The 21,969-nt window shown below is 38.7% G+C and carries 18 protein-coding genes, 1 pseudogene and 2 riboswitches; of the genes and pseudogenes, 2 read left to right on the top strand and 17 right to left on the bottom strand.

Annotated features, from left to right (window positions below; genetic code table 11):
• The first annotated feature begins 168 nt into the window (after positions 1-168).
• Positions 169-1,044, top strand: coding sequence for a YihY/virulence factor BrkB family protein (locus JNUCC23_RS03735; RefSeq protein WP_454214370.1), 876 nt, complete (start codon positions 169-171; stop codon positions 1,042-1,044).
• Positions 1,045-1,210: 166 nt separating this feature from the next.
• Here JNUCC23_RS03735 and JNUCC23_RS03730 read toward each other — a convergent pair whose 3' ends face one another.
• From JNUCC23_RS03730 to JNUCC23_RS03660, 15 genes and pseudogenes are all read right to left on the bottom strand, one after another.
• Entirely contained in the window at positions 1,211-2,314 is a 1,104-nt protein-coding gene (locus JNUCC23_RS03730) for a 5-methyltetrahydropteroyltriglutamate--homocysteine S-methyltransferase (protein ID WP_454214368.1), read from the bottom strand.
• A gap of 120 nt (positions 2,315-2,434) precedes the next feature.
• A riboswitch (SAM riboswitch) is annotated at positions 2,435-2,534 on the bottom strand.
• 273 nt (positions 2,535-2,807) lie between these two features.
• Positions 2,808-3,980, bottom strand: a complete 1,173-nt coding sequence (locus JNUCC23_RS03725) for a M20 family metallopeptidase (protein ID WP_454215979.1) — start codon at positions 3,978-3,980, stop codon at positions 2,808-2,810.
• Positions 3,981-3,985: 5 nt separating this feature from the next.
• Positions 3,986-5,215, bottom strand: a complete 1,230-nt coding sequence (locus JNUCC23_RS03720) for an allantoate amidohydrolase (RefSeq protein WP_454214367.1) — start codon at positions 5,213-5,215, stop codon at positions 3,986-3,988.
• An 18-nt stretch (positions 5,216-5,233) separates the two neighbouring features.
• Entirely contained in the window at positions 5,234-6,421 is a 1,188-nt protein-coding gene (locus JNUCC23_RS03715; RefSeq protein WP_062184289.1) for a hypothetical protein, read from the bottom strand.
• 708 nt (positions 6,422-7,129) lie between these two features.
• On the bottom strand, positions 7,130-8,236 hold the full coding sequence (locus JNUCC23_RS03710) for a mechanosensitive ion channel family protein (protein WP_403074588.1): 1,107 nt from the start codon (positions 8,234-8,236) through the stop codon (positions 7,130-7,132).
• 489 nt (positions 8,237-8,725) lie between these two features.
• Complete coding sequence (locus JNUCC23_RS03705) at positions 8,726-9,910, bottom strand: DHH family phosphoesterase (RefSeq protein WP_454214365.1); 1,185 nt, start codon at positions 9,908-9,910, stop codon at positions 8,726-8,728.
• A gap of 108 nt (positions 9,911-10,018) precedes the next feature.
• A complete protein-coding gene (locus tag JNUCC23_RS03700; protein ID WP_454214363.1) occupies positions 10,019-10,609 on the bottom strand; it encodes a lysophospholipid acyltransferase family protein in 591 nt (196 codons plus the stop codon).
• Between the two features lie 200 nt (positions 10,610-10,809).
• Positions 10,810-11,751 carry a CPBP family intramembrane glutamic endopeptidase gene (locus JNUCC23_RS03695; protein ID WP_454214361.1) on the bottom strand — a complete coding sequence of 314 codons (942 nt, stop codon included), beginning with the start codon at positions 11,749-11,751 and terminating at the stop codon, positions 10,810-10,812.
• A 497-nt stretch (positions 11,752-12,248) separates the two neighbouring features.
• On the bottom strand, positions 12,249-12,719 hold the full coding sequence (gene ribH / locus JNUCC23_RS03690) for a 6,7-dimethyl-8-ribityllumazine synthase (RefSeq protein WP_062184305.1): 471 nt from the start codon (positions 12,717-12,719) through the stop codon (positions 12,249-12,251).
• Between the two features lie 38 nt (positions 12,720-12,757).
• Positions 12,758-13,384 (bottom strand): annotated as a pseudogene (gene ribB / locus JNUCC23_RS03685) (3,4-dihydroxy-2-butanone-4-phosphate synthase); the annotation flags it as partial.
• 18 nt (positions 13,385-13,402) lie between these two features.
• A complete protein-coding gene (gene ribE, locus JNUCC23_RS03680; protein ID WP_454214358.1) occupies positions 13,403-14,041 on the bottom strand; it encodes a riboflavin synthase in 639 nt (212 codons plus the stop codon).
• 171 nt (positions 14,042-14,212) lie between these two features.
• Positions 14,213-14,344: riboswitch (FMN riboswitch) on the bottom strand.
• Between the two features lie 156 nt (positions 14,345-14,500).
• Positions 14,501-15,133 (bottom strand): DUF6944 family repetitive protein, encoded by a 633-nt coding sequence (locus JNUCC23_RS03675; RefSeq protein ID WP_403074597.1) that lies wholly within the window; start codon positions 15,131-15,133, stop codon positions 14,501-14,503.
• Positions 15,134-15,455: 322 nt separating this feature from the next.
• The gene (locus tag JNUCC23_RS03670) at positions 15,456-15,962 is read right to left on the bottom strand and encodes a flavin reductase family protein (RefSeq protein ID WP_454214356.1); all 507 of its coding nucleotides are present in this window, start codon (positions 15,960-15,962) and stop codon (positions 15,456-15,458) included.
• Between the two features lie 305 nt (positions 15,963-16,267).
• Complete coding sequence (gene megL / locus JNUCC23_RS03665; protein ID WP_454214354.1) at positions 16,268-17,458, bottom strand: methionine gamma-lyase; 1,191 nt, start codon at positions 17,456-17,458, stop codon at positions 16,268-16,270.
• 196 nt (positions 17,459-17,654) lie between these two features.
• Positions 17,655-18,260, bottom strand: a complete 606-nt coding sequence (locus JNUCC23_RS03660; protein WP_403074601.1) for an NADPH-dependent FMN reductase — start codon at positions 18,258-18,260, stop codon at positions 17,655-17,657.
• Between the two features lie 333 nt (positions 18,261-18,593).
• Here JNUCC23_RS03660 and JNUCC23_RS03655 point away from each other — a divergent pair, with 333 nt between their 5' ends.
• Positions 18,594-18,998, top strand: a complete 405-nt coding sequence (locus tag JNUCC23_RS03655; protein WP_062184321.1) for a hypothetical protein — start codon at positions 18,594-18,596, stop codon at positions 18,996-18,998.
• Between the two features lie 178 nt (positions 18,999-19,176).
• On the opposite strand, the gene JNUCC23_RS03650 is transcribed toward JNUCC23_RS03655, so the two are convergent.
• Together JNUCC23_RS03650 and JNUCC23_RS03645 are read right to left on the bottom strand one after the other, a co-directional pair.
• Complete coding sequence (locus JNUCC23_RS03650; protein ID WP_403074605.1) at positions 19,177-20,316, bottom strand: DEAD/DEAH box helicase; 1,140 nt, start codon at positions 20,314-20,316, stop codon at positions 19,177-19,179.
• A 215-nt stretch (positions 20,317-20,531) separates the two neighbouring features.
• On the bottom strand, positions 20,532-21,818 hold the full coding sequence (locus JNUCC23_RS03645) for an ATP-binding protein (RefSeq protein WP_454214352.1): 1,287 nt from the start codon (positions 21,816-21,818) through the stop codon (positions 20,532-20,534).
• Between the last annotated feature and the right edge of the window lie 151 nt (positions 21,819-21,969).

Here is a 21,969-nt window from a genome sequence, read left to right as displayed (position 1 = left end):
TCATCCATTGGAAGAGATTCTTTTTTTGCTAATATCTATCACGCTTGAAGCCAAAAATTCAGGCTTCTTTCTGTTTGTGAGCAAGAAGTTTTAGTCTCACCAAGGATTATGATCATCTTTCGTAGGGAATAGACTTCTAACCAGTAAAAAATCCGGGAGTGAAGTCTAATGAAACATCTATTAGCGTTCGGTAAAGAACTTACTAACGAAGTTAAGGAGGATCGGGCCACAGGGTTAGCTGCTGAACAGGCGTATTATTACTTACTTTCCATCTTTCCATTACTCATTTTACTGCTTTCAATTCTTCCCTATCTAAATATTGAGCCACAACAAGCAATCAATTTTATGAATCATTTCTTACCATCAGAAACTACGGACGTGCTAGCCGATACGATTATCGGAATTGTAACAGAGTCGAATGGTGGACTTTTTACTATAGGAATCTTAGGAACGATTTGGTCAGCATCCAACGGAATGAACAGCTTTATGCACGCTATGAATATTGCCTTTGATGTTAAAGAAACAAGAAATTTCATTGTAGTTCGACTAATTTCCATTGCCTTAACTTTAGGGTTGATTGTTGCTTTTATCGTTGTCCTCGTACTTCCGGTATTCGGTAATGTTATTTTAAATATGACTAATCAAGTTATACCAGTTTCAAACGAATTTAAAAGCATCTTCAATCTTTTACGCTGGGTCATTGCTTTCGCTGTTATTTCAATTGTGCTTACTTTTTTATACAAATTTGCTCCTAATAAGAAATACCTATTTAAACATGTACTTCCCGGTGCCATCATTGCCACGGTCACTTGGCTAGTCATTTCCATTGCCTTTTCCTTTTATGTAAGTAACTTTGGCCACTATTCTTCCACATATGGAAGCCTTGGTGGTGTCATCGTTCTTATGCTATGGCTGTATGTAACGGGTCTTATTCTTGTGATAGGTGGAGAAATCAATGCCATTTTTCATAACAGATATTCTTCAGTAAAAGAAGTAACTCGTGTGAAGCCAATGAATTCAAAAGACCGAAAATTGACGACTTAATGAAACTTATCAACCGTGTCAATAAAACTTCACCGAGACGTCGGCAAACTCCAAGAATTCATTCCAAGTTAAACCATTCTTCTATTACGCTTTCTTCACAATTAACAACGGAGCGAAGCTTATAGTTCTAAGCTTTGCTCCGTTGTTTCATTTATTTAAATTGGGCTTATCCCCAAACCTCTTTTGAAACATCAACAATAAATTTTAATTTTTCCCATTGTTGTTCCTCAGTTAGCTTGTTGCCATGATGCGTGGAAGCAAATCCGCATTGTGGGCTTAAGCATAATTGTTCATGTGGTACATATTGGGCTGCGTCCTTAATACGAGCTATGATTGCTTCTTTATCTTCGACTTCTCCATTTTTAGATGTGACGATTCCTAGTACAACTTGTGCACCATCATTTGGAATATGTTCTAACGCTTTAAAATCTCCTGAACGTTCATCGTCATATTCTAAGAAGAATCCGTCTACTTTTTCTTTTGCAAGTAGCGTTGGGGCGATAAGATCATAACTTCCTCCAAACGCCCATGTAGATTGATAGTTTCCGCGGCATAAATGTGTAGTCACGATTAAATCTTCAGGTTTTCCTTCCAATACGCCGTTAATTACGCGTAATGCTAAATCAATTAAGTAATCTCTTGTATATTTTCCATCATTGAAAGGGATCCCCGGAGAGGAAAGACCCGCAATGTATACATCATCTAGTTGTAAGTATCGTACACCAACCTCGTAAAATGCTTTTAATGCATCTTGATACGCTTTAATAATATCATTTGCATATTCTTCGATGTCAGGGTAAATCGTTTCATCACGAATCCCAAGATTAAATAATTGGTTCGGGCTTGGAATCGTTTGTTTCGCAACTGCACGGTCACCGACGATTTCCTTAAATTCAACGAAATCTTTAATGAATGGATGCTCAGGATTGAATGAAATCTTCCCGATGTTTCTAACGTTATATCTCTCTGTTTCTATACCATCAAAAGTGTATCCTTTTTCTGGTACAAAGCCTTCAAATCCATTTATATGCTCTAAGAAATCTAAGTGCCACCATGTACGTCTAAACTCACCATCCGTCACTAATTCCAACCCAACCTCAATTTGCTTATCAACAATCCGTTTTATTTCCTTTGTTTCAACCTCGCGTAATTGTTCCGCAGTTATTGTACCTTCTTTAAAGTCTTTTCTTGCGCTATGTAGATTATCTGGTCGCAATAAACTACCAACGTGATCTGCTTTGAACGGGACTTTCGTAATTGTTTTTGTCATGTCTAATTCCTTCTCTCTTTTATTATTTGTGATAACAACATTTTTTGCTGACTAGTAAACAAAAAATAAAAAACCCTTCTTGAATACAAGAAGAGTTTTGTGCGCAATGGCTATTTACTCTTCTTATCTTCAAGCCTTACGCTTCTGGAATTAGCACAGTACTTAAAAGTCTGTTGCTGAGGTATCAAAGGGCCAGTCCCTCCACCTCTCTGGATAAGAAAGTTACATATTTAATTATTTGATAATTCTCACTTTATATCTATTACTATTGAATGTCAAGGGTGAAAATATGAAATTTCTAAATAAACAGTTTTCAAGTTAGATCCACTAAACTTAATCTGCGTGAAGTTTTGTAGTATCTGAACTCTTTGGTTTTGCACCTTTTTTTGTCCCGCATTAATGGAAAGTCAAAACCCCCACCTCAAGGCTTAGAGGAATCGTAGGTGGGGGATGGAGAAACCCCACTGTTTGAAGTTTCACTTTATCTACTCCATTATTCGTTCAAATATGACCATGCATATTGCGCGTATAGTTCGGCTCCTGTAACGAGAGCGTCTTCGTCAATGTTAAATTTGCCATGGTGATGCGCCCATTCTGTATCTTTGTCGGGATTTCCACTTCCTACTAAAGCGAAACTACCAGGAGCCTCGTCTAAATAGAAGCTGAAGTCTTCCCCACCCATTGTCGGCTTTTCAGTATATAAAACATCCTTACCGAATGCTTCTGAAGCGACCTTTTGTACAAACTTAGCACTATATTCATCGTTAATAACCGGTTGGGTTCCGTGGATATATTCCACTTCGGCACTTGCCCCGTAAATATTTGCGACATTTTCAGCGTATTGCTCGATTTGCTTTTCAATATGTGCACGCGTTTCATTGTCAAAACAACGGACCGTTCCTTCGATGACAGCATTTTCGGCAATGACGTTAAACCGTGTGCCAACATCCATCTTTCCGATCGTAAGCACGGCAGGTTTTTGCGGGTCAATTGTTCTTGATACAACAGCTTGGATATTCATGACGAAAGAAGATGCAACAATGGCTGCATCAATGCAATCATGCGGCATAGCGCCATGTCCGCCTTTTCCTTTAAATGTCACTTTAACAATATCCGCTGATGCAAATGATGGTCCCGGCGTACATGAAACTTTATGAGTCGGCATCTGTGACCAAATATGAATGCCAAATACATTATCAACGTCTTCCATCGCACCTTGCTTCACCATTTCTCGTGCACCTGTCGCAGCTTCTTCAGCAGGTTGGAATATTAATCGTACAGTCCCAGGTAACTCATCTTTACTTTCATTTAGAGCTTTCGCTGCAATAAGCAACATTGCCGTATGGGCATCATGACCACAAGCATGCATTTTGCCATCTTCCTTTGAAGCATATGGAAGATCTTTGTTCAACTCTTCTACCGGTAATGCGTCCATATCCGCTCTTAAAGCGACCGTTTTCCCTGCCTTGGCCCCTGCTATATTTGCAATAACACCTGTAGGATTTGTTCGACGATAAGGAACTCCTAAGTTTTCTAGATATTCACAAATGAATGCTGTCGTGTTTTCTTCTTCCCATGATACCTCGGGTTCACTGTGGAGTTTTCTACGTAATTCTGTTAGTTCTTCACGATACGTCTGAATGGCTTCTTTAATTTTTTGATGAATCATGTTTATTCAACCTCCGTTAAGTTCTTTGCTGCTTCAAAAAGGATTTGTACCCCATTCGTCAAATGACGTGCATCCGACCATTCTTCTGGACAATGGCTAAGCCCGTCTTTACTTGGAATGAAAATCATCCCGACATTTGTAACATCAGAAAATATCATCGCATCATGACCTGCGCCACTATTAATCGAACAATACGGGATTTCTAGTCTACTACTCTCTTGTTTCAACAAAGAACGAATGTCTGTATTCAACTCTTTTGGTTGAATAAACAAAAGCTCTTCAACAGATGTTCGGATTCCATTTTCACTGTGAGACTGTATCAATTCTATTGTTTTCTGAATCATGTTTCGTACGTTTTCTTCCTTACCAGATCTGATGTCCACAGAGAATACAACTTTGTCTGGAATGACATTGGCTCCATTTGGAAATACTTCTAGACGACCTGTTGTGATGACTGCTCCTTCTCCTTCATCGATTGCAAGATCCGGAAGTTGTGAAATGATCTTTGCAGCGGTAACTAAAGCATCCGAGCGGCGATCCATTGGCGTTGTACCTGCATGACCTGCTCGCCCTCCTATCGTCACTTCCAATTGGGCCAATCCAACGATGGCTTCAACGACACCGATTGGAATATTCTTTTCTTCTAGAATCGGGCCTTGTTCGATATGCAATTCCAAAAATGCCTTTATTGTATCTGGCTTTCTCTCTTTGGCTAATGAAGAATCTAGTCCGATTTTTGACATCGCCTCTTCCGTCGAGATGCCATCTTTGTCTTTTAGATTTTTAAAATCATCCGCACTCAGTGAACCGATAATTCCTCGTGAACCCATCAGTCCGCCACCAAATCTTGATCCTTCTTCTTCGACCATCGCAATGATTTCCAAAGGATATTTCGGTTTTAATTGATTTTCAGAAAAGAGAGCGGCTACCTCCAAACCTGCAACGACTCCAGCAGTACCGTCATACGCTCCACCATTCGGGACAGAATCAAAATGTGAACCAATGAGAACACTTGGTGCGTCTTTTAAACTTCCTTCAAACTTTCCAAAAATATTGCCAAAACCATCTTCCGAAACGACCAGACCATATTCCTTCATTCTTTCCTTGATATAATTTCTTGCTTGCAAATCTTCTTTGCTGTACGTAAGCCGTGTAACGCCTTTATTAGGCGTTGCTGTAAATTCACTTAAGGACCTAATATGACTTTCCATCCGTTGTTGGGACTTTTTCACAATACCCCTCCTCGTTTTTTACAAGAATCCTACGAATATTCCTGCTAAAACGACCGAAACGATCGTTACAGTTATGAATCCACCAACGAGCATAGGTGGTAGCATATGACTTGTTAGCACTTCTTTTTCTTTCTCGTCATTCGTTAAAGACTTAATTACTTCATTTGTGATGATATAGTCTGCGGGAAACCCATATAAGGCTGTTAACGATACAGCGAACGCCATTTCTTTGCTGACTTTTAAAATCTTACCGATGATGAATGAGAATATATACATGCCGATGACTGCTAAAATAATACAAACGATGAGAGGATATAAGATCTCAAGCATCATACTTGGTGTCGCCTTTTGCAAACCGTCGAAAATGAAAAGCATAAGCGCCATAATGGAGAAACCGAACCCATTCGCTTTTTGTAACGGTTGTTTTTCCAAAAATCCGACACTTTTCGCAATAATCCCAAATAATAAACATAGGACAAGTGCATTAACCGTCACGAACGGCGCAAGTAAAGTAGAGACAAGATAGGCAAGGAAACCGACAAAGGCAAGTCTAAAGAATTTGAAATACTCTGTGTTATATTTTTCCGGCATATTTTTGAAAAGTTTGAGTTCCTGCTCTTTTTCTACTTCCCCACCATTTTTTGCATCTTTTATAGTCAGTTCTCCACTGCGGTATTTCTCAAGGAGTCTTTTCCCTTCCTTTTTTAATACAATTGAAGTGATGGGATATCCTGCAAATCCTTGCATAACGTAGATGACGATTGCAAATACAGATAAAGACGCAAGTCCTGCTTCTTTGGCTCCTTCAGACATAATTAATGCTGATACGATTCCACCTACTAATGGAGGAATGGCAACAACGACTGTTTCAAAGTCGAAAATCAATGTTCCAATCGTAAATAATATAGCGATAATTCCTAAAACACCGGAAAGGGCAATGACAATGGTCTTCCATTGATTCTTCAATTCTTGAAGAGAAAGCAAAGTACCCATATTTGTGATTAATAAGAACATCATCATAGTCGCAACCACAGGTGGTACTCCAGCCACCGCTACGATATCTGATGGGAAAAATGTCCAATAACCAATAAGAAATAGTACTGCACAAACGAATACAGATGGTACCCAGGCTTTCGTTCGAACAGCTACTACGTCACCTATATATAAGATTAATACAAGAATAACTAAAGCTAACATTTGCGACATAACAATCACTTCACTTTCATTAATATTTTAAAATATTATCACAGAATTTATTTAATTGAAAGATAATTTTGATTTTTAAATGAATTATAATTATTCATTTATTATAAAAACGCATTATTTAACAATAAAATGTAAAGATCCCATATAATCTCATAACATCTCCAATATTCGACTGTTACATAAAAAGTATAATTATTACAATATTAGTATAATGCATACATCATTTAAAATAAGAAGCATTCAATTATCAAGGGGAAAAAATGTACGTTTCAAAAAAGAGGAAGGATTATAAACCATCATTCATCAGACAAATAGGACTTTCTTAGACGACGCCAAGAAGGCATAGTTTCAGAAACATCCTTTTTCCATAAAAAAAAACACATGAAGAAGGTCCTAAAAGGTCTGACCGCACACTCTATCCTGTTTAATATTTCATGTAAACAATTTAGAGTAGATGTGGAATCAGATACTTTTGTTCTCGAACATTCTCTCGATGTGTTTCATATGAGGGACATGGGGCGGGTCTGCGCAACTTACTCATATAGCCAAACCATTTATCAGGGATACTGATTTTATTTAGAAAGGGACCAAAATTCGAGCTCCGTACCGCCACCATTGTGATGAGGTGGGGCAGTATGAGACTTGATTAATCCTTCTTGGTAAATGGCGGCATTTTAACGCCGTAGGAGTTTCTATAGCTAAAATATTTTAAATAGAATCTTGTGAATTCCTCAAATACGTTTCACTTTGTGTTTCTTCAGAATTGGAGTTGACATACAATTTTCTATTCGGGATCGCTAGGGCAACTCCTTCATTATTAAGAATATCCATAATGGCAAAGTTAATTTCTTCTTTTACTTTTAAAAACTCTGTCCAAACCGTTGTTTTCGTAAAAAAGTATAAGTAAATATCTAACCCATCTACTCCATATTTATCAAACTTAGCAACAATTGTGTCTTGGTGGATTTCAGAATGATTTCTTAGCATATATTCAATCTGCTTAATCACATCTTCTAATTTATCTTTTGGTGTTTCATAGGTGACACTTATATTAAACACAATTCGCCTTTTCCCCATCTCACTCCAGTTCGTAATTGTTTCATTGGCTAACTTTGCATTCGGTACTGTTACGAGGGCCTGAGCAAATGTACGGATTTTTGTGCTTCTAAAAGTAATCGTTTCAACGGTACCTTCAACGCTTGGTGTCAAAACCCAATCTCCAATTGTAAAGGGTTTTTCTGTTACGATAATGACTCCTCCAAATAAATTCCCAATTGCATCCTTAGCAGCTAGGGCAAATGCGAGTCCGCCTAACCCTAATCCTCCAACAAAACTCGTTACATTATAATTAAATTCTTCTGCAATCCCACTAAAACTTAAGACCACGATAATCACCCGAAATACTTTAGACAAAAATGGGATAAGAATCTCATCAATTTCAAAATTGAATCTTTCATTAAGCTTTACATAAAGGAACTTAGATGAAGACGATAAGTTATACAATCCCCAACCAATAATAAAGATGATCGTAGATTTTACTAATTTTATAAATAACTCATGCGTTTGATCCAAATAAGGAAAATACCAAACAGATACATAAATACCTAATAAAATGAATAACCACTGAATTGGTTTTTCAAATGATACAAAGATGTGATAGAAAAAAGTATTTGGTGCTTTTCGACTTATTTTTAAAAGTAGTGCAATGACATACTTAGCAAATATCTTCCGAAAAATGAGGAATAGTAAAAAAATCCCTACAGAAATGGCTATATGATTAATAAATTCGTATGAAAAAATAAATTTCCATGACATTATGAGTTAGCCCCTAACAAGCCTTGTCATAGCAAGGTAAATTTTACGATACTGCTTTTCTACTCCTCTCATCCTCCTTCATTTGGTTACTAGGTGTGACATTGCCGCAAATAACACATACATTCTGATGAGCTATGTTTATTATCCGCAATTTTTCTCGAAAATAGCCCAAAAAAAGAAGTCCCGAACGGATGCAAGACCTCACATCTCCTATCTATCGTTTAGAACGTGTACAATGACACTAACGATGTGTAGAGTGTGGGTCTTAACCCTATTGGAACTTCTTCTTTTATAAAGGATATGGGGACTTAGTCTTCGCGACTTACTAATATAACCAATCGACTTAGCAGGTATACTTTCTTTATTAAGAAAGTACCTCAAAATCTGGCTCCGCACCGCCACCATTGTGATTAGGTATGTCTAGTGTAATAAATGGTACAGCCTTCAGAGGGTGAATCAATTTTTAAAGCAGACACAGATGGATGTTCCTTATTTTTTATAATAAGGTGAGAATTTCAATAAATGGCCAACCCAATCCGCATCTCTGACCAATATTGCAAAGTATTCCTTCTTCAAATGCTTTTCCGCCGCTTCAAACGAAGGGAAGGTTTTTGTAAGTGGTTTCTGACTTACCTCAATCACCCAATCTCCCTCCCCTTTTTGATAGACAAAAATGGACTCGTCATTTCTACCTTTATAAAGAGAACCGCTTTTTGCACCTTTCAGATTATGTTGATTGTTAAAAGCATCACGCTTCAGTGGCTCTAAATAGAATGTTTGCTCAACAAATTGCTTAAATGCCTTCTCTGTTAAGTTGCACCCTGAGGCCTTGCGATGTCCACCACCATCATAAAGCGCCGCAATTTCAGAAACATCCACATCATCATGAATCGTTCGTAAACTAATCCGTTTACTCCCTGCCATCACAATCGCAATATAGTCAAGATGTGTAAACTCCTTGGAAAGCTCATTCCCAAGTTCTGAATGATAGTTTTCGCCATGGACAATGCCTGCTAAATGTTCACCAATGGCCACTTGATACACTTCACGTTTTTTTCGATTTATGTATCGTTTGACTCTGCTTTCTTCGACATCAAGTAGCTTGCTTTCAATCTCGTCAAATTGAAATGGCTCGCTACTATTGAGCTTTGTCAGAACTTTTCCTTCAAATTCATCAATTGAAATCATGAAGAAGAGATCGTTCAATTTCTTTGCAGTGAAATTCTGATTCGCGTCCCACTCCCACGTATCGTACTGCCTCACTAATTCAACGAACTCATCTGCAGCTTTTGTTTTTGTAAGCAAGTCTTTTTTGACTAAGTAATCATACAAAAGAGATGTAGCTGATGTTAACTTGCCGTCTTCCTGCTCCACGGTTACAGACGCCCAGGCATGTTCATTCAAATGTAGTGCCGTTTTATGATGATCAATCAACAATGCTTTTCCACCCGCTGCGACATACTCATTAATCTTCTTCTCGTTCTCTTCGTTCACGGATAAATCGGTAATAATTAGCGTGTCCATTCCCGTCGCATTTTCAAGAAACCCAGCTACTTGATGATTCAGTCGACCAATCGAATTATAGCTCACCTTTACTTCATTCCCCCAAGCAAGCTTTGCGACAATGCCACAGCCAACTCCATCTAAATCATTATGTGAAAAGAGATGGTACATATAATTCCTCCTAAAAACAGATATTTTATAGCTTACCCTGATTTAGCATTTTCCTTCATAACTACAGCCTCAGGATATTCTACCATTTCAGAGGATACTGTTGAACGATTACGAACTTATTCGCTGTTCCAATGCTTTAAAAACATCGGATAATTCCGTTGTGACAAGGTCCAGCTCGTCTTTCCCTTTCTTAGCTGAATCTAGATAAATCGGTTCACCAATAATAATCGTAATCGGTTGTCTTTTAAATAAGTCCTTAAAACCCGTTGGTCCTGAGTAAGCAGCAGGCACGATTGGAACACGAGCCAATTTCGCAATCGTAACCGCTCCCCGCTTTAACGGAGCTTCCTCTGATGTTCTAGTGCCAGAAGGAAAAATCCCCACATTCTTCTCTTGCTTCAATAATTGAATCGGAATTTTTACTGTGCTCGTTCCTGGATTATCACGGTCGACTGGAAATGCATTGATTTTTCTTAAAAACCAACCAATTGCTTTGTTCTGAAATAGTTCTTTCTTCGCCATAAAATGAATTTCCACAGGTAGAATCGAAACGCCGAGCGCCAGGATATCGACCCACCCTCTGTGTGTACAAGCAATGACATAGCCGGACTCTTCAGGCAGGTTTTCTATATTTTTCACAACCAATTTGCCCCGTAATTTTAACAGAACCCTCACTAACTTAGCGACAGGTGTATACATTCACAATCACCCCATATGGATAGATAAACCCATTTTATCACTAAGTTTTATTACTTGGTACTAATTTACGTTTTATCTTTCATTCTCACACTGAACATTCTCATCGATGCTGGAATACCTTTATAGATGTTGTACCTAAAAAGGCACCCATAAAGTCTACCTATCTAGACTTCTGGGTCCCCACTGATTGAAGTTTCACTTTATATAGCGGACGGTTTGAATTTCTTCACGGCGATCAGATAAAATACCAGAAAAAGAATGACATCTAATACTAATGAAATCGCCGGGTCGTTGTTCACCACAGTGATAAGTGCAGGAACACTTCCACCTACAGATTGTGGATCACCGATAAACCAGAAAAGGAACATATTATTGGCAGCATGTGCACCGATTGACAGCTCCGAGCTCCCCATTTTTACGGCAAGGAATGTCAACATAAACCCAACAAATACATAATCAAGTCCGACCCAAATAGCTGAACGCTCCATTTCTGGATTAAAGAAATGCAATGATCCGAAAATCAATGCCATGATGATTGCTAGTACAATGGGGTTGTTGATCACCTTTCCAATCCACTGCAAAAGAAATCCCCTGAAGATTAACTCCTCAACTGTCGTTTGAATCGGAGTTAACACTAAAACGACGAAAAACAGGAATAAAAATTTTTCTAAATCAAACTCATTCCACACAAAATGTTCAGGGGAAATTAAGAAATAGACGAGCTCTAATAGCACCATAAGACCAAAATAGAGTGCAAAGCTACCAAAGATTTGTTTCCAATTGATTCGATCATTTGCAGTAATCAGCGTCTTCAGTTTCCGTTTATGTACAATTCGGATTGAAAGCCAAATTCCAAACATCCAAACGACATACATTAGATTCATAAACAATAAATCGAGCGTCGGGTCGACGCCTACGAACATGCCAGATTTATTATCAAAAACGATACCATCTCCATTTAGAAGACCTGTAATCATCATCAATATGGCGTACAGAACACTCCCGGCAATTAGCGCAACCAAAATGATAACCGATGATAGCAAGTATCTTTTCCAACCGTTTTCTCCTGGTAGATCAAAAAGATAATGTTTAATACGAAATCCCCCTCTATATGATTCACTACTGCATGTTCCTATGCCCATATTATACCATTTCACCTTACGGAGGAAGATTAATATTTCGTAAATAGTGGCCATTTACCTTAAAAATCAAGCTCCGGCGCGTAATAAGGCCAACCTGGCGCGCAAATTTGATTTCCGGATCGTAATGCTCGAAAAAGAGGGTTTTTGAACGCAACTTGGCTTTTAGTTTCCACTTTTAGTCGTAGCTCTGCATCATTTAGCTTCGAGTTTTTTTATAAAAATTGTAATTATGGAGTGGTTCGGTGAATTGGCTTAGGGTTTTTAATGCATTTTTGCGCAATCCCACTTTTAGAGGAGTCTCTTTTCTACAAAGTGTGGTCCCGACGAGCAATTTGCAAATCTCGTATTTGCGTCGGATTCTGAACTTATACGCCAATCTATTTCAAATCACGAAAAAAGGAGCACATTGGCTCCCTTTTCTGATTCCATAACATATTTAAATCGGCAATTTAGCCGATATATACACAGAACGACTTATCATTCAAAATACGCATTCCTTATTTTCCGATTAAAGTAGATAGGTTCGCCATTTCAATCGCGGAAACAGCTGAATCATAACCTTTGTTTCCTGCTTTTGTACCTGCGCGTTCAATGGCTTGCTCGATATTTTCTGTCGTAAGTAAGCCAAAAATCACAGGCGTTCCAGATTCAAGTCCTACAGCAGCCATGCCTTTCGCTGCTTCATTACATACATAATCATAATGTGATGTTGCTCCGCGAATGACTGTACCTAATCCAATCACAGCGTCATATTGTTTAGTTTGAACTAATTTTTTGGCAATCATCGGAATTTCAAATGCCCCCGGTACCCAAGCGATGTCAATATCATCCTCACTAACTCCATGACGTTTAAGTCCATCCAATGCACCAGAAAGTAATTTTCCTGTGATGAACTCGTTGAACCTGCCGACAACTATTCCTACTTTTAACCCTGTTCCGATAAGTTGTGCTTCAAAATTTTTACCCATGATAATTCCCCCTAATAGTTTAATAAAATTTAAGCGTGTTCTGGTGTTTCTTTATGTTTTGACTCAAGCTGGTTACGATAGCGAACTAACTCGGCAATCGTAATAAATGAAAGCTGATGTTCTTTAGCAATAATTTCGAGCTCTGGAACGCGTGCCATTGAACCGTCTTCATTCATAATTTCACATATGACTCCAGCTGGCTCCGCTCCACATAAACGGGCAAGATCAACAGAGGCTTCTGTGTGTCCTGTTCGTTCAAGTACCCCGCCATCTTTAGCGATAATTGGAAAAACATGTCCAGGGCGTTTAAAGTCCTGGGCAGTAGACTCATTATTCAAAAGGGCAAGCATCGTTGTCGAACGTTCAAACGCGCTGATTCCCGTAGTCGTACTTTCGTGATCAATACTTACTGTAAAGGCTGTTCCGTGGTAATCTGTATTGTTCTCAACCATTGGATGAAGGTCTAATTTCCGAGCGAGCTCATTTGTAATCGTCGTACAAATTAAACCGCGACCATATTTCGCCATAAAGTTAATCGCTTCAGGCGTTGCCTTGTCTGCCAATACGACAAAATCGCCTTCATTCTCCCGATCTTCATCATCGACAACGATGATGATTTTGCCAGCTTTCAAATCTTCCACTGCTTCTTCAATCGTTTGAAACATCTAAAAGCACCTCCTTTGTCAGAATCCATTTTCTAAAAGAAAACTTGCTGTTAATCCAGTAGTTTGTCCATTATTTTTTATTTGCTGGACGATATATTTTCCAATCAAATCATTTTCAACATTTACGACTTCTCCAACGTTCTTTTGTCCAAGTATCGTGTCTTTATGTGTTAACGGAATAAGCGAAATGGTGATCTCATTCTTCTCAATCTGAAATATGGTTAAGCTCGTCCCATCAATAGCAATAGAACCCTTTGGGATACAATATTGCGCTAATCTTTCTGCTAGCTTAATCGTATAGTAAACCGCATTTTCTTTATGTTCTTTTTTCGTGATCGTACCTGTGCCGTCAATATGGCCTGAGACAAAATGTCCACCGAATCTTCCTTGAGCACTCATTGCCCGCTCTAGATTAACCTTTGCCCCCGGCTTTAACAGTTTGATCGTTGATGCCTTAACGGTTTCTGGCATCACATCTACTGTAAACAAACGATTGGTAAATTCAATGACTGTTAGACAAACGCCATTGACCGATATACTATCGCCTAATTGAACATCTTCAACAATTTTAGGAGATTCAATCGTAAGTGCCATACTTTGGATCCCTCTTTTTAACGACTGGACCATTCCGACATCTTCGACAATTCCAGTAAACATGTTTTCACCCTCTTTCTCAATTTGAAGTTTCAACAAAAAAAACACAAATAGCCCCATAGGTACGACCTAAGGAGTTAAAGGGAGATTATGGATTTATTATATAGCCAAATAAGCCTTTTATTTCGATTTTTTCAAAATAAAGGGTTCACGAATGCCATTTAACCAGTTCCATATGTCCTTCTCCCATCCAGACTATACTGTCGGCCTTGGAATTTCACCAAATCCTGCCTTTTTACAGGCTCGCGGGCTTAGAATTTCTTCATCACCGCCGGTTGGGATTTACACCCGACCCCGAAGGACAAACATATTTAGCGGAATAATACCGCCTTTTTTCACAAGTGTAATTCTACACTTGTATTATATTATACAAGCTAATCGTACATTTGTAAAAAAATCGGCTCACATATTATGAATTTGTGCGATTTTTCATACTATTGATAATTCCCTGTTTCTTTTAGATCATACAGATATTCTAGGATATTGATAACGATTATCTTCCGTTTCTAGTAGACTTTCTTCCCTTATACTAGTCAATGCATATAGCTCAATCAGCGCACCAACCACTTCCAAATAACTGCCGAACACAACCAAAGCATCACCTTGTTTCTTTTTATCCTGTAAGATAAATAAATTCGCAATCGAGTCAATCGAGGCGCCAAGGGCAATCACCCAGTTTCCCGCACTCTCCAACGGTCGATCGACTGGGGCCCCAACGGCTTCTAGGGAGGCACCTACTGATTGCACGCCACTACCAAGGGCATTCAATCTAAGTCCCTCCTCCTCTTGTGACCCTTCAAGAATCACCTCGTTGGCTATAGTATTAGTGAAGTTACCGCCAGCCTGAAACCAGCAGCCCACAATACTCAATATCTCTTCTTCTCTACCTTCGATTTCATACACTTTCGTTCTGCCGATTGCTTGTAGCACATTTCCAAATCCCTCGACCGCGTTTCCTCTGGCTACGAGCTCTAATCCATTATCGGTACCTGTGATAATCACATTTGTTGCTCCAATAGCAGAAATGATTGTCCCAGCTACTAAAAACCCCGCTCCTGTAATAATCAGATCCTCGCCTTGTTTAACAATCTCCATAGTCAATATCCACCATTCATTTCAATTGATGGGATAGTATATTCAACATTCGCAGAATATTACACTGAATTAGCAAGATAGAGCTCGAACAGATGGTAGTATCTGATCCCTTGTGATATTAGGGAAAAAAATTATCGGATCGTAAATAACTATTCGTTACTTGATAAGTAGATCAACTATTAATGATCACTAAGTTAGTTAGATTATTTCCAATACATTTAGTCAAAATAAAAACCCACCTCAAAGGTCCAAGGCAGGGTCATCCATTAAAAGGTTTAGCTTTTTGTTCATTCACAAGCGGTCCAATACCTGAATTCGGATCCTATTTTTCAGTCACTGGATAAAATTCAGCAGGAATTGCACCGAAGTGTCTACGGTGATATAACATAGGATCTTTCTTTTCGATTTGTATATCGGTTACTTCGCCAATTAAAATGGTATGATCTCCTGCTTCAACTGTTGTAAACGTTTTGCATTCCAAAACAGCGAAAGCACCTTGAATGATTGGTAATTGATTCGCAGAAAACTCCCACTCACATTGACTAAAACGATCCACATTTTTACTAGCAAAGATTTTGCATAATTCCTGTTGCTCACCAGCTAAAATATGTATCGCAAACTTTCCACCTTCAGTAAAAGCTTTAATGGAAGAAACTTTATGATCAATTGACCAAAGAACTAGGGTAGGGTCCAGTGAAACAGATGCAAATGAATTTACAGTTAATCCAACTGGCTCATTGTTGGGAGTAGTAGCTGTCACAATGGTTACCCCTGTTGGATAGTTGCCCATCGCTTCTTTAAATAAAACTTGTTTTTCTTCTTTTGTCATCATTCATTTCTCCTTCGCCAAATATTGTAATCTATAGAGAGATCACCCAAGAGAGTATTCATAATAATCCTCTGATTATACGAACAGTTTCTCTATCTATAGGAACATCCTTGTGTTACATCAAATAATAATCCATAACTCAATTCAGATTATTCCAACAATAACCCCCTTCAATATTACATGAGAAGGGGATACTTTTGTAGTAAGTTGCCCATTTTTAATAAATACTTTTTAGACAGAAGTTCGTTTACAGTAGCAGAAGATGTCCCCCAAGGGTCAGATCCTTTTGAGGGCATCTTCTTTCATTAAGCCTGCAGCCTGTTCAAGGCTTCATCCAAATCCTCCCATAAGTCTTCCCAATTCTCTAGTCCTACGGAAAGACGAATTAGTTGATCTGTAATGCCCATTTTCAAACGGGATTCAATAGGAACAACCGAATGAGTCATTGTGGCTGGATGTTGAATGAGCGTTTCCGCATCACCTAGGCTGACCGCAATTTTAATTAATTGTAGTGAGTTCAACATTTTTTGTGCGTCCTGCTTGTCACCTTTAATTTCAAACGAAATAATACCGCCGCCAGCTTTCATTTGCTTTTGGGTAATATGGTAGTCAGGATGCTCTGTATCTCCAGGATAATAGACCTTTGCAACACTTGGATGTTGCTTCAGTTTTTTGAATAGCTTTTCGGCATTGAAAGAGTGCCGATCCATTCTGACAGGTAGAGTCTTCAACCCCCGCAACAAAAGCCAAGCATCAAAGGGGGAGATAATCCCACCGATATCCTTCTGCGTTGTCCTGGCCATTTTGCTAATAAATTCTTGTGTTCCCACAACAAGTCCTGCCACCACATCTCCATGGCCACAAATATATTTCGTTGCACTATGAAGTACGATATCACAGCCTAAGGCGAGTGGCGTCTGCAAATAAGGCGACGAAAAGGTATTATCGACAACGACTTGGATATGATGTTTTTTCGCAATCTTAGCGACCATCTCTAAATCTATCATTTTCATCGTTGGATTTATCGGTGTTTCCACATAAATACATGTTGTTTCAGGCCGAATCAATGTCTCTATTTGTTCCTCGGTCAGCATTTCTGAAAAGTCATGTGTAATATGATATTTCTCTTTCATCAAATGTAATAATCCGAAAGTACAGCCATACAAGCCTTGTGAGCAGATAATATGGTCACCCGCTTTCGTTAATGCCAGTAAAACGGCTGAAACAGCTGCCATCCCTGAACCGAATGCAAGACCTGCTTCTCCACCTTCAAGCATGGCAATGCGTTCACAAAGAACCTTCACAGTCGGATTTCCAAGCCGGGAATATATATACCCCTCTTCTTCCCCTGCAAACCGTCTCTCACCCTGTTCCGCATTTTCAAAAACGAATGTCGACGTTTGAAAAATAGGCGCAGCAAGACTTCCCATATGTTGCTTCGGATCGTACCCTTGATGAATAACCTTTGTCTCAATATGCTTGTATTTTTCTCGCATAACTCTCCTCCTCCCCCTTACTTCTATAATATGTTATGATCACCGGAATTGTAAACGTTATCATCACTATCAACTGATAATGATGCCTGATATGAACAAAACACGAACCGCTCATCTAGCCTTGATTCAGAAGATGAGTTTACAAGCTCAAAAAAAAGGAGGGGATTTGTCATCCTCTCCTTCTTCGTTACACTACTTATTTACGCAAAGTTTTTAATGCGCCACTCCAAGCGTTAACTTGATCTAACATTGCATTTACATTATCAAGATGTAATTCAGCTGGTTTGAAAACACTGCCGTTTTCAAAATCTGTGAATAATGATAATGTCGGATGTACACGAACGTCCGCAATCATTAATTCACCCATGATTCCACGTAAATGTTCAGCTGCACGAGCTCCACCAGTTGAACCGTAGCTTACGATACCTGCAGCTTTGTTGTTCCAAGCGTCACGAGCAAAATCAAGGGCATTTTTTAATGCTCCTGTAATACTGTGATTGTATTCTTGAACAATGAATACGAATCCATCTAAGTTAGCAAGTTTTTCATTCCAAGCTGCAATGCCTGGCTCTGTTCCATCAGTTGTTCCTAAAAACGGCAATTTGAAATCAGCAATATCAATGATTTCATATTCTGCATCGCCACGTTTATCAGCAATCCCTTTTACCCATTCTCCTACTTGTGGACTTACGCGTCCTTCACGTGTGCTACCTAAAACAATCCCAATTTTCAACATTTCATTTCCTCCTATTTCATCTGTATTATTATTTGCTTTCCCAAATAATTTATCGAAAAAACCCAATACTTTCACCGCCTGTATTTATTAGTACCACTAAGAATAAATCAATCATATATTGGCAGTCTTTTTTAATTTCACCTTAATACGATTTTTTATTCTATTGCCTACAAAATATCCCCTAATTTCTTCTAATCAAAATCTGCATACACAATATCTTGATTTGATATATCTCTAATTAAAAATATACACCCGCACTTACTTTTTGTCAACAAGTAACGTAATTATATTTCGAGTTCGCAAAAAAAATCGATATTTGGGTATTAGCCCTGTTCCTTTACGAACTTCCACATAGAGTATAGGGTATTAACCCAGACTTCAAGAGGAGAGTGGCGTAAGATGAATCCATATGGTTACTATCCAGAGTATATTCCACGACAACAGTTTGATTATGCTCCAGAACAGTTTGAATATGTTCCACAACAAGATGCTTATTATTCACAGTATCCGACTAATTCTGAATTTCAACAATACGAACAAGAGGACATTGATAGACAACCGCAACTGGAGAGAAGAGTTAGACAACTTGAAAGACAAAATGAGCAGCAAGTTCAAGAACTAAGCAGACTAAATCAAGAGATTACACGTTTGAATAGAGAAATCACGCGGGTTAACCAAGAGGTCATTCGACTAAATCAAAATGATCAGCGACATACACGCCGCCTGAACAGATTAAACCAACGCCTACGTGCAGTAGAAAATAGACTAAACATTCCGTTTTCCGCTTCCGAAGATGGTTTTTAAAAGGACAGTAATTTTCTTGAGGTAATAAGGAGCAGCGAGAATCCCTCATAATTCCGCTGCTTTTTATTCATGTTTCCGTAGTTGTAAATTACCCAAACCTTTTTATTGTCACCCATATTTAGAACTTATATTGAACCGAAAAAAAGAGATAGCCGTAATCACAGCTATCCCTCCTTCCTTATCGATTGGCGTCTACAATTTCTCCACCATAAAATGTTTTCTTGCTTAATGTGATATCAAGCTCGCGAGCCAGTTTCTTCAACTCGCGCTCTTCGCGTTCTGTGACAATCGAAATGACTGTACCATCTGCACCGGCTCGTCCTGTACGACCTGAACGGTGCACGTATTGGTCCACGCTGTCTGCTATGTCAGCATGTACAACGGTAGTAAGACCTTTAATATCTAAACCTCTTGCCGCAACATCTGTTGCTAATAATAAAGGCATTTTACCAGAACGTAAATGTCTTAATGCTTTTTCACGATCCATTTTATTGGACTCGCCATGAAGTACACCGAGCTTAATCCCTTTATAATCGAGTTTCTCTTTTAACACGGTAATTTCGGCGATATCATTTAAGAAAGCAAGTCCCTTTAATCCTTCTAGACGAGTAATTTTTTCAAGAACTTTGGATTTTTCACGTCGTTCGACAACGAAATAGATATGATCCACCTTGGATTCCATTTTCTCGCTCTTATCAACGCGGACAACTTCCGGTTCGTTCGTTAAATCACGGGCCAGTTTCTCAGTCTGATCCGGAAGAGTAGCCGAAAACATCAGTACTTGGCGATCCTTTTGCGTTGTCTTGATTATGTTTTGGATCGTCCCCATATGCTCTGGCACAATCAATTGATCACCTTCATCTAGTACAATCGTTTTCACTTCATGCATTTTCATTTTCTTTTGCATAATTAACTCATATACACGTCCCGGTGTTCCGACAATGATTTGCGGGCGTTTTTTTAATTTTTCGAGCTGACGTTTTACATTTGCACCACCGATGAACGCAGCCCCTGTAATTCCGCTGCCTTCTGCCCAGATTCGGACTTCTTCGGCAATTTGCATCACAAGCTCACGTGACGACGCCATAATAAGGGCTTGTGCCGATTTGTTCTCGTGATCTATTTTTTCAAGCACAGGTAGTAGATAAGCAAGAGTCTTCCCTGTACCAGTTGGTGATTCAGCGAGGATATCTTTTCCTGCGGTTATCACTGGGATAGCTTTACTTTGAATGGGAGTCGACCGGGAAAATCCAGATTTCTCCCAAGCTGTTTGGATAAACGGTTTCATTGTTTTAATAAATTCAGGTGTGTCAGTCATAGTACTCTCCTTTAATCTCTAAGAGGATGTTCAAAAAGTCCGGTAAAAAAGCTAGCGAATTGCATCAAAGTGCATTTTTGACCTTCTGTTAAAATCGCGTGCATCCTGTGCAAGTCCGGTCCTCAGCGTTACTGCATACACAAAAGGTTCTTGAGATGCGCCCGCAGAACTTCTCGGCATTTTTATCCTTTTTGAACACGCACTTTAAGCTATCTTTATAGTAACATTTGTTCTTCGTCACTTGCTAATGGAATCCTAACAGTTACAATTGTACCTTGTCCTTTTTTACTTTTAAAGCTCATTTCCCCGTTGTGGCGGTGAATGATTTTGTAGGAAACAGCGAGACCGAGCCCTGTTCCTTTTTCTTTTGTCGAATAAAAAGGCTGGGCAAGATATTTCAATCGTTCTTCATCAATGCCTTTGCCATTATCGGATACCGTGATGATCGCATCACTCTCTGTTTTTTTGATTTCAATTTTGATTTTCCCATCCTTATCTACAGCTTCGATACTATTCTTAATCAGGTTAATAAACACCTGTTTCAATTGTACATCATCTGCAATAATGTAGATTGGCTCATCTGAAACCTCAATCAACTCCAATTCGAGATTGTCTAAATTTGCCTGGGCTTTCATTAACCACACAACTTTCGATACACATTCACGAACATTACGAAGCCGCAGTGAAATCTCTTGTTTTTTTCCAAGTATTAATAACTCACTTGAAATAATGTTAATATGTTCAATCTCTTCTTCCATAATCTTGAGATAGTGAGGGTCAACTTCCTTCTCCGTACGCATCAATTGTACAAATCCTTTTAATGAAGTTAGAGGATTGCGTATTTCATGGGCAACTGCTGCTGCCAAATGGCCAATCACCGTCATTTTTTCAGAGGCAATTAGCATCTCTTCATCATTACGCTGGGCCGTCACATCTCTACAAAGAGCGTATACACCTACAATTTCTTCCGTGATAATGATGGGAAAGATTGAGCATCTTAGAATTTTCTTCTTACCATCTGTATGGATGATTGCTTCAAAGTAAGACTTTACTCCATTTAACGTTAACAAAAAATACTCTTGAATCTTTTCAACATCTTCGATAAAAATAGCAGAGGTCGGGCATTTCCCCCTTACTTCGTCTTCAGTAACTCCGAGTATTTTTTCTCCCTCAGGATTGATCGAATTGATATTTCCTTCTAAATCCAACTCAATGACAGCATCCGGATTATGTTTAAACAGCGAACGGTATTGAACATCCTTTCGTTTCAGCTCATTTTCCGAATGTAGTAATTTCTTTCCCCAATAAATGAGTGATACATATAAAACAGATCCAGTCAGGAAAATATAACCCCAACCCTTCGCTCGTTGAAAGGTTACATAAGAGTGAAAGTTTTCCGCTGCTATTAGCAAAGATATCGAATCAGTACCAATTATCCACAGAATACCAATTAGGAAATATATCAACGAAACCATCAGAGCAAATTTTTGAACTTGATTCATGTTATACCCCTTTATCCATGTCATACAAGTATGATTTCCCTTTTTTAGAGTTCCCATAACTCTAAAAAGACAAACAAAAATGCCCTCAAGTTGTTAAACGCGAGGGCTTTACGATTTATTAGTGTACCATAAATAATCAGACTTTTCTAGA

Source organism: Peribacillus sp. JNUCC 23 (assembly GCF_053653995.1).
This window is presented reverse-complemented; position numbering and strand designations above follow the sequence as displayed.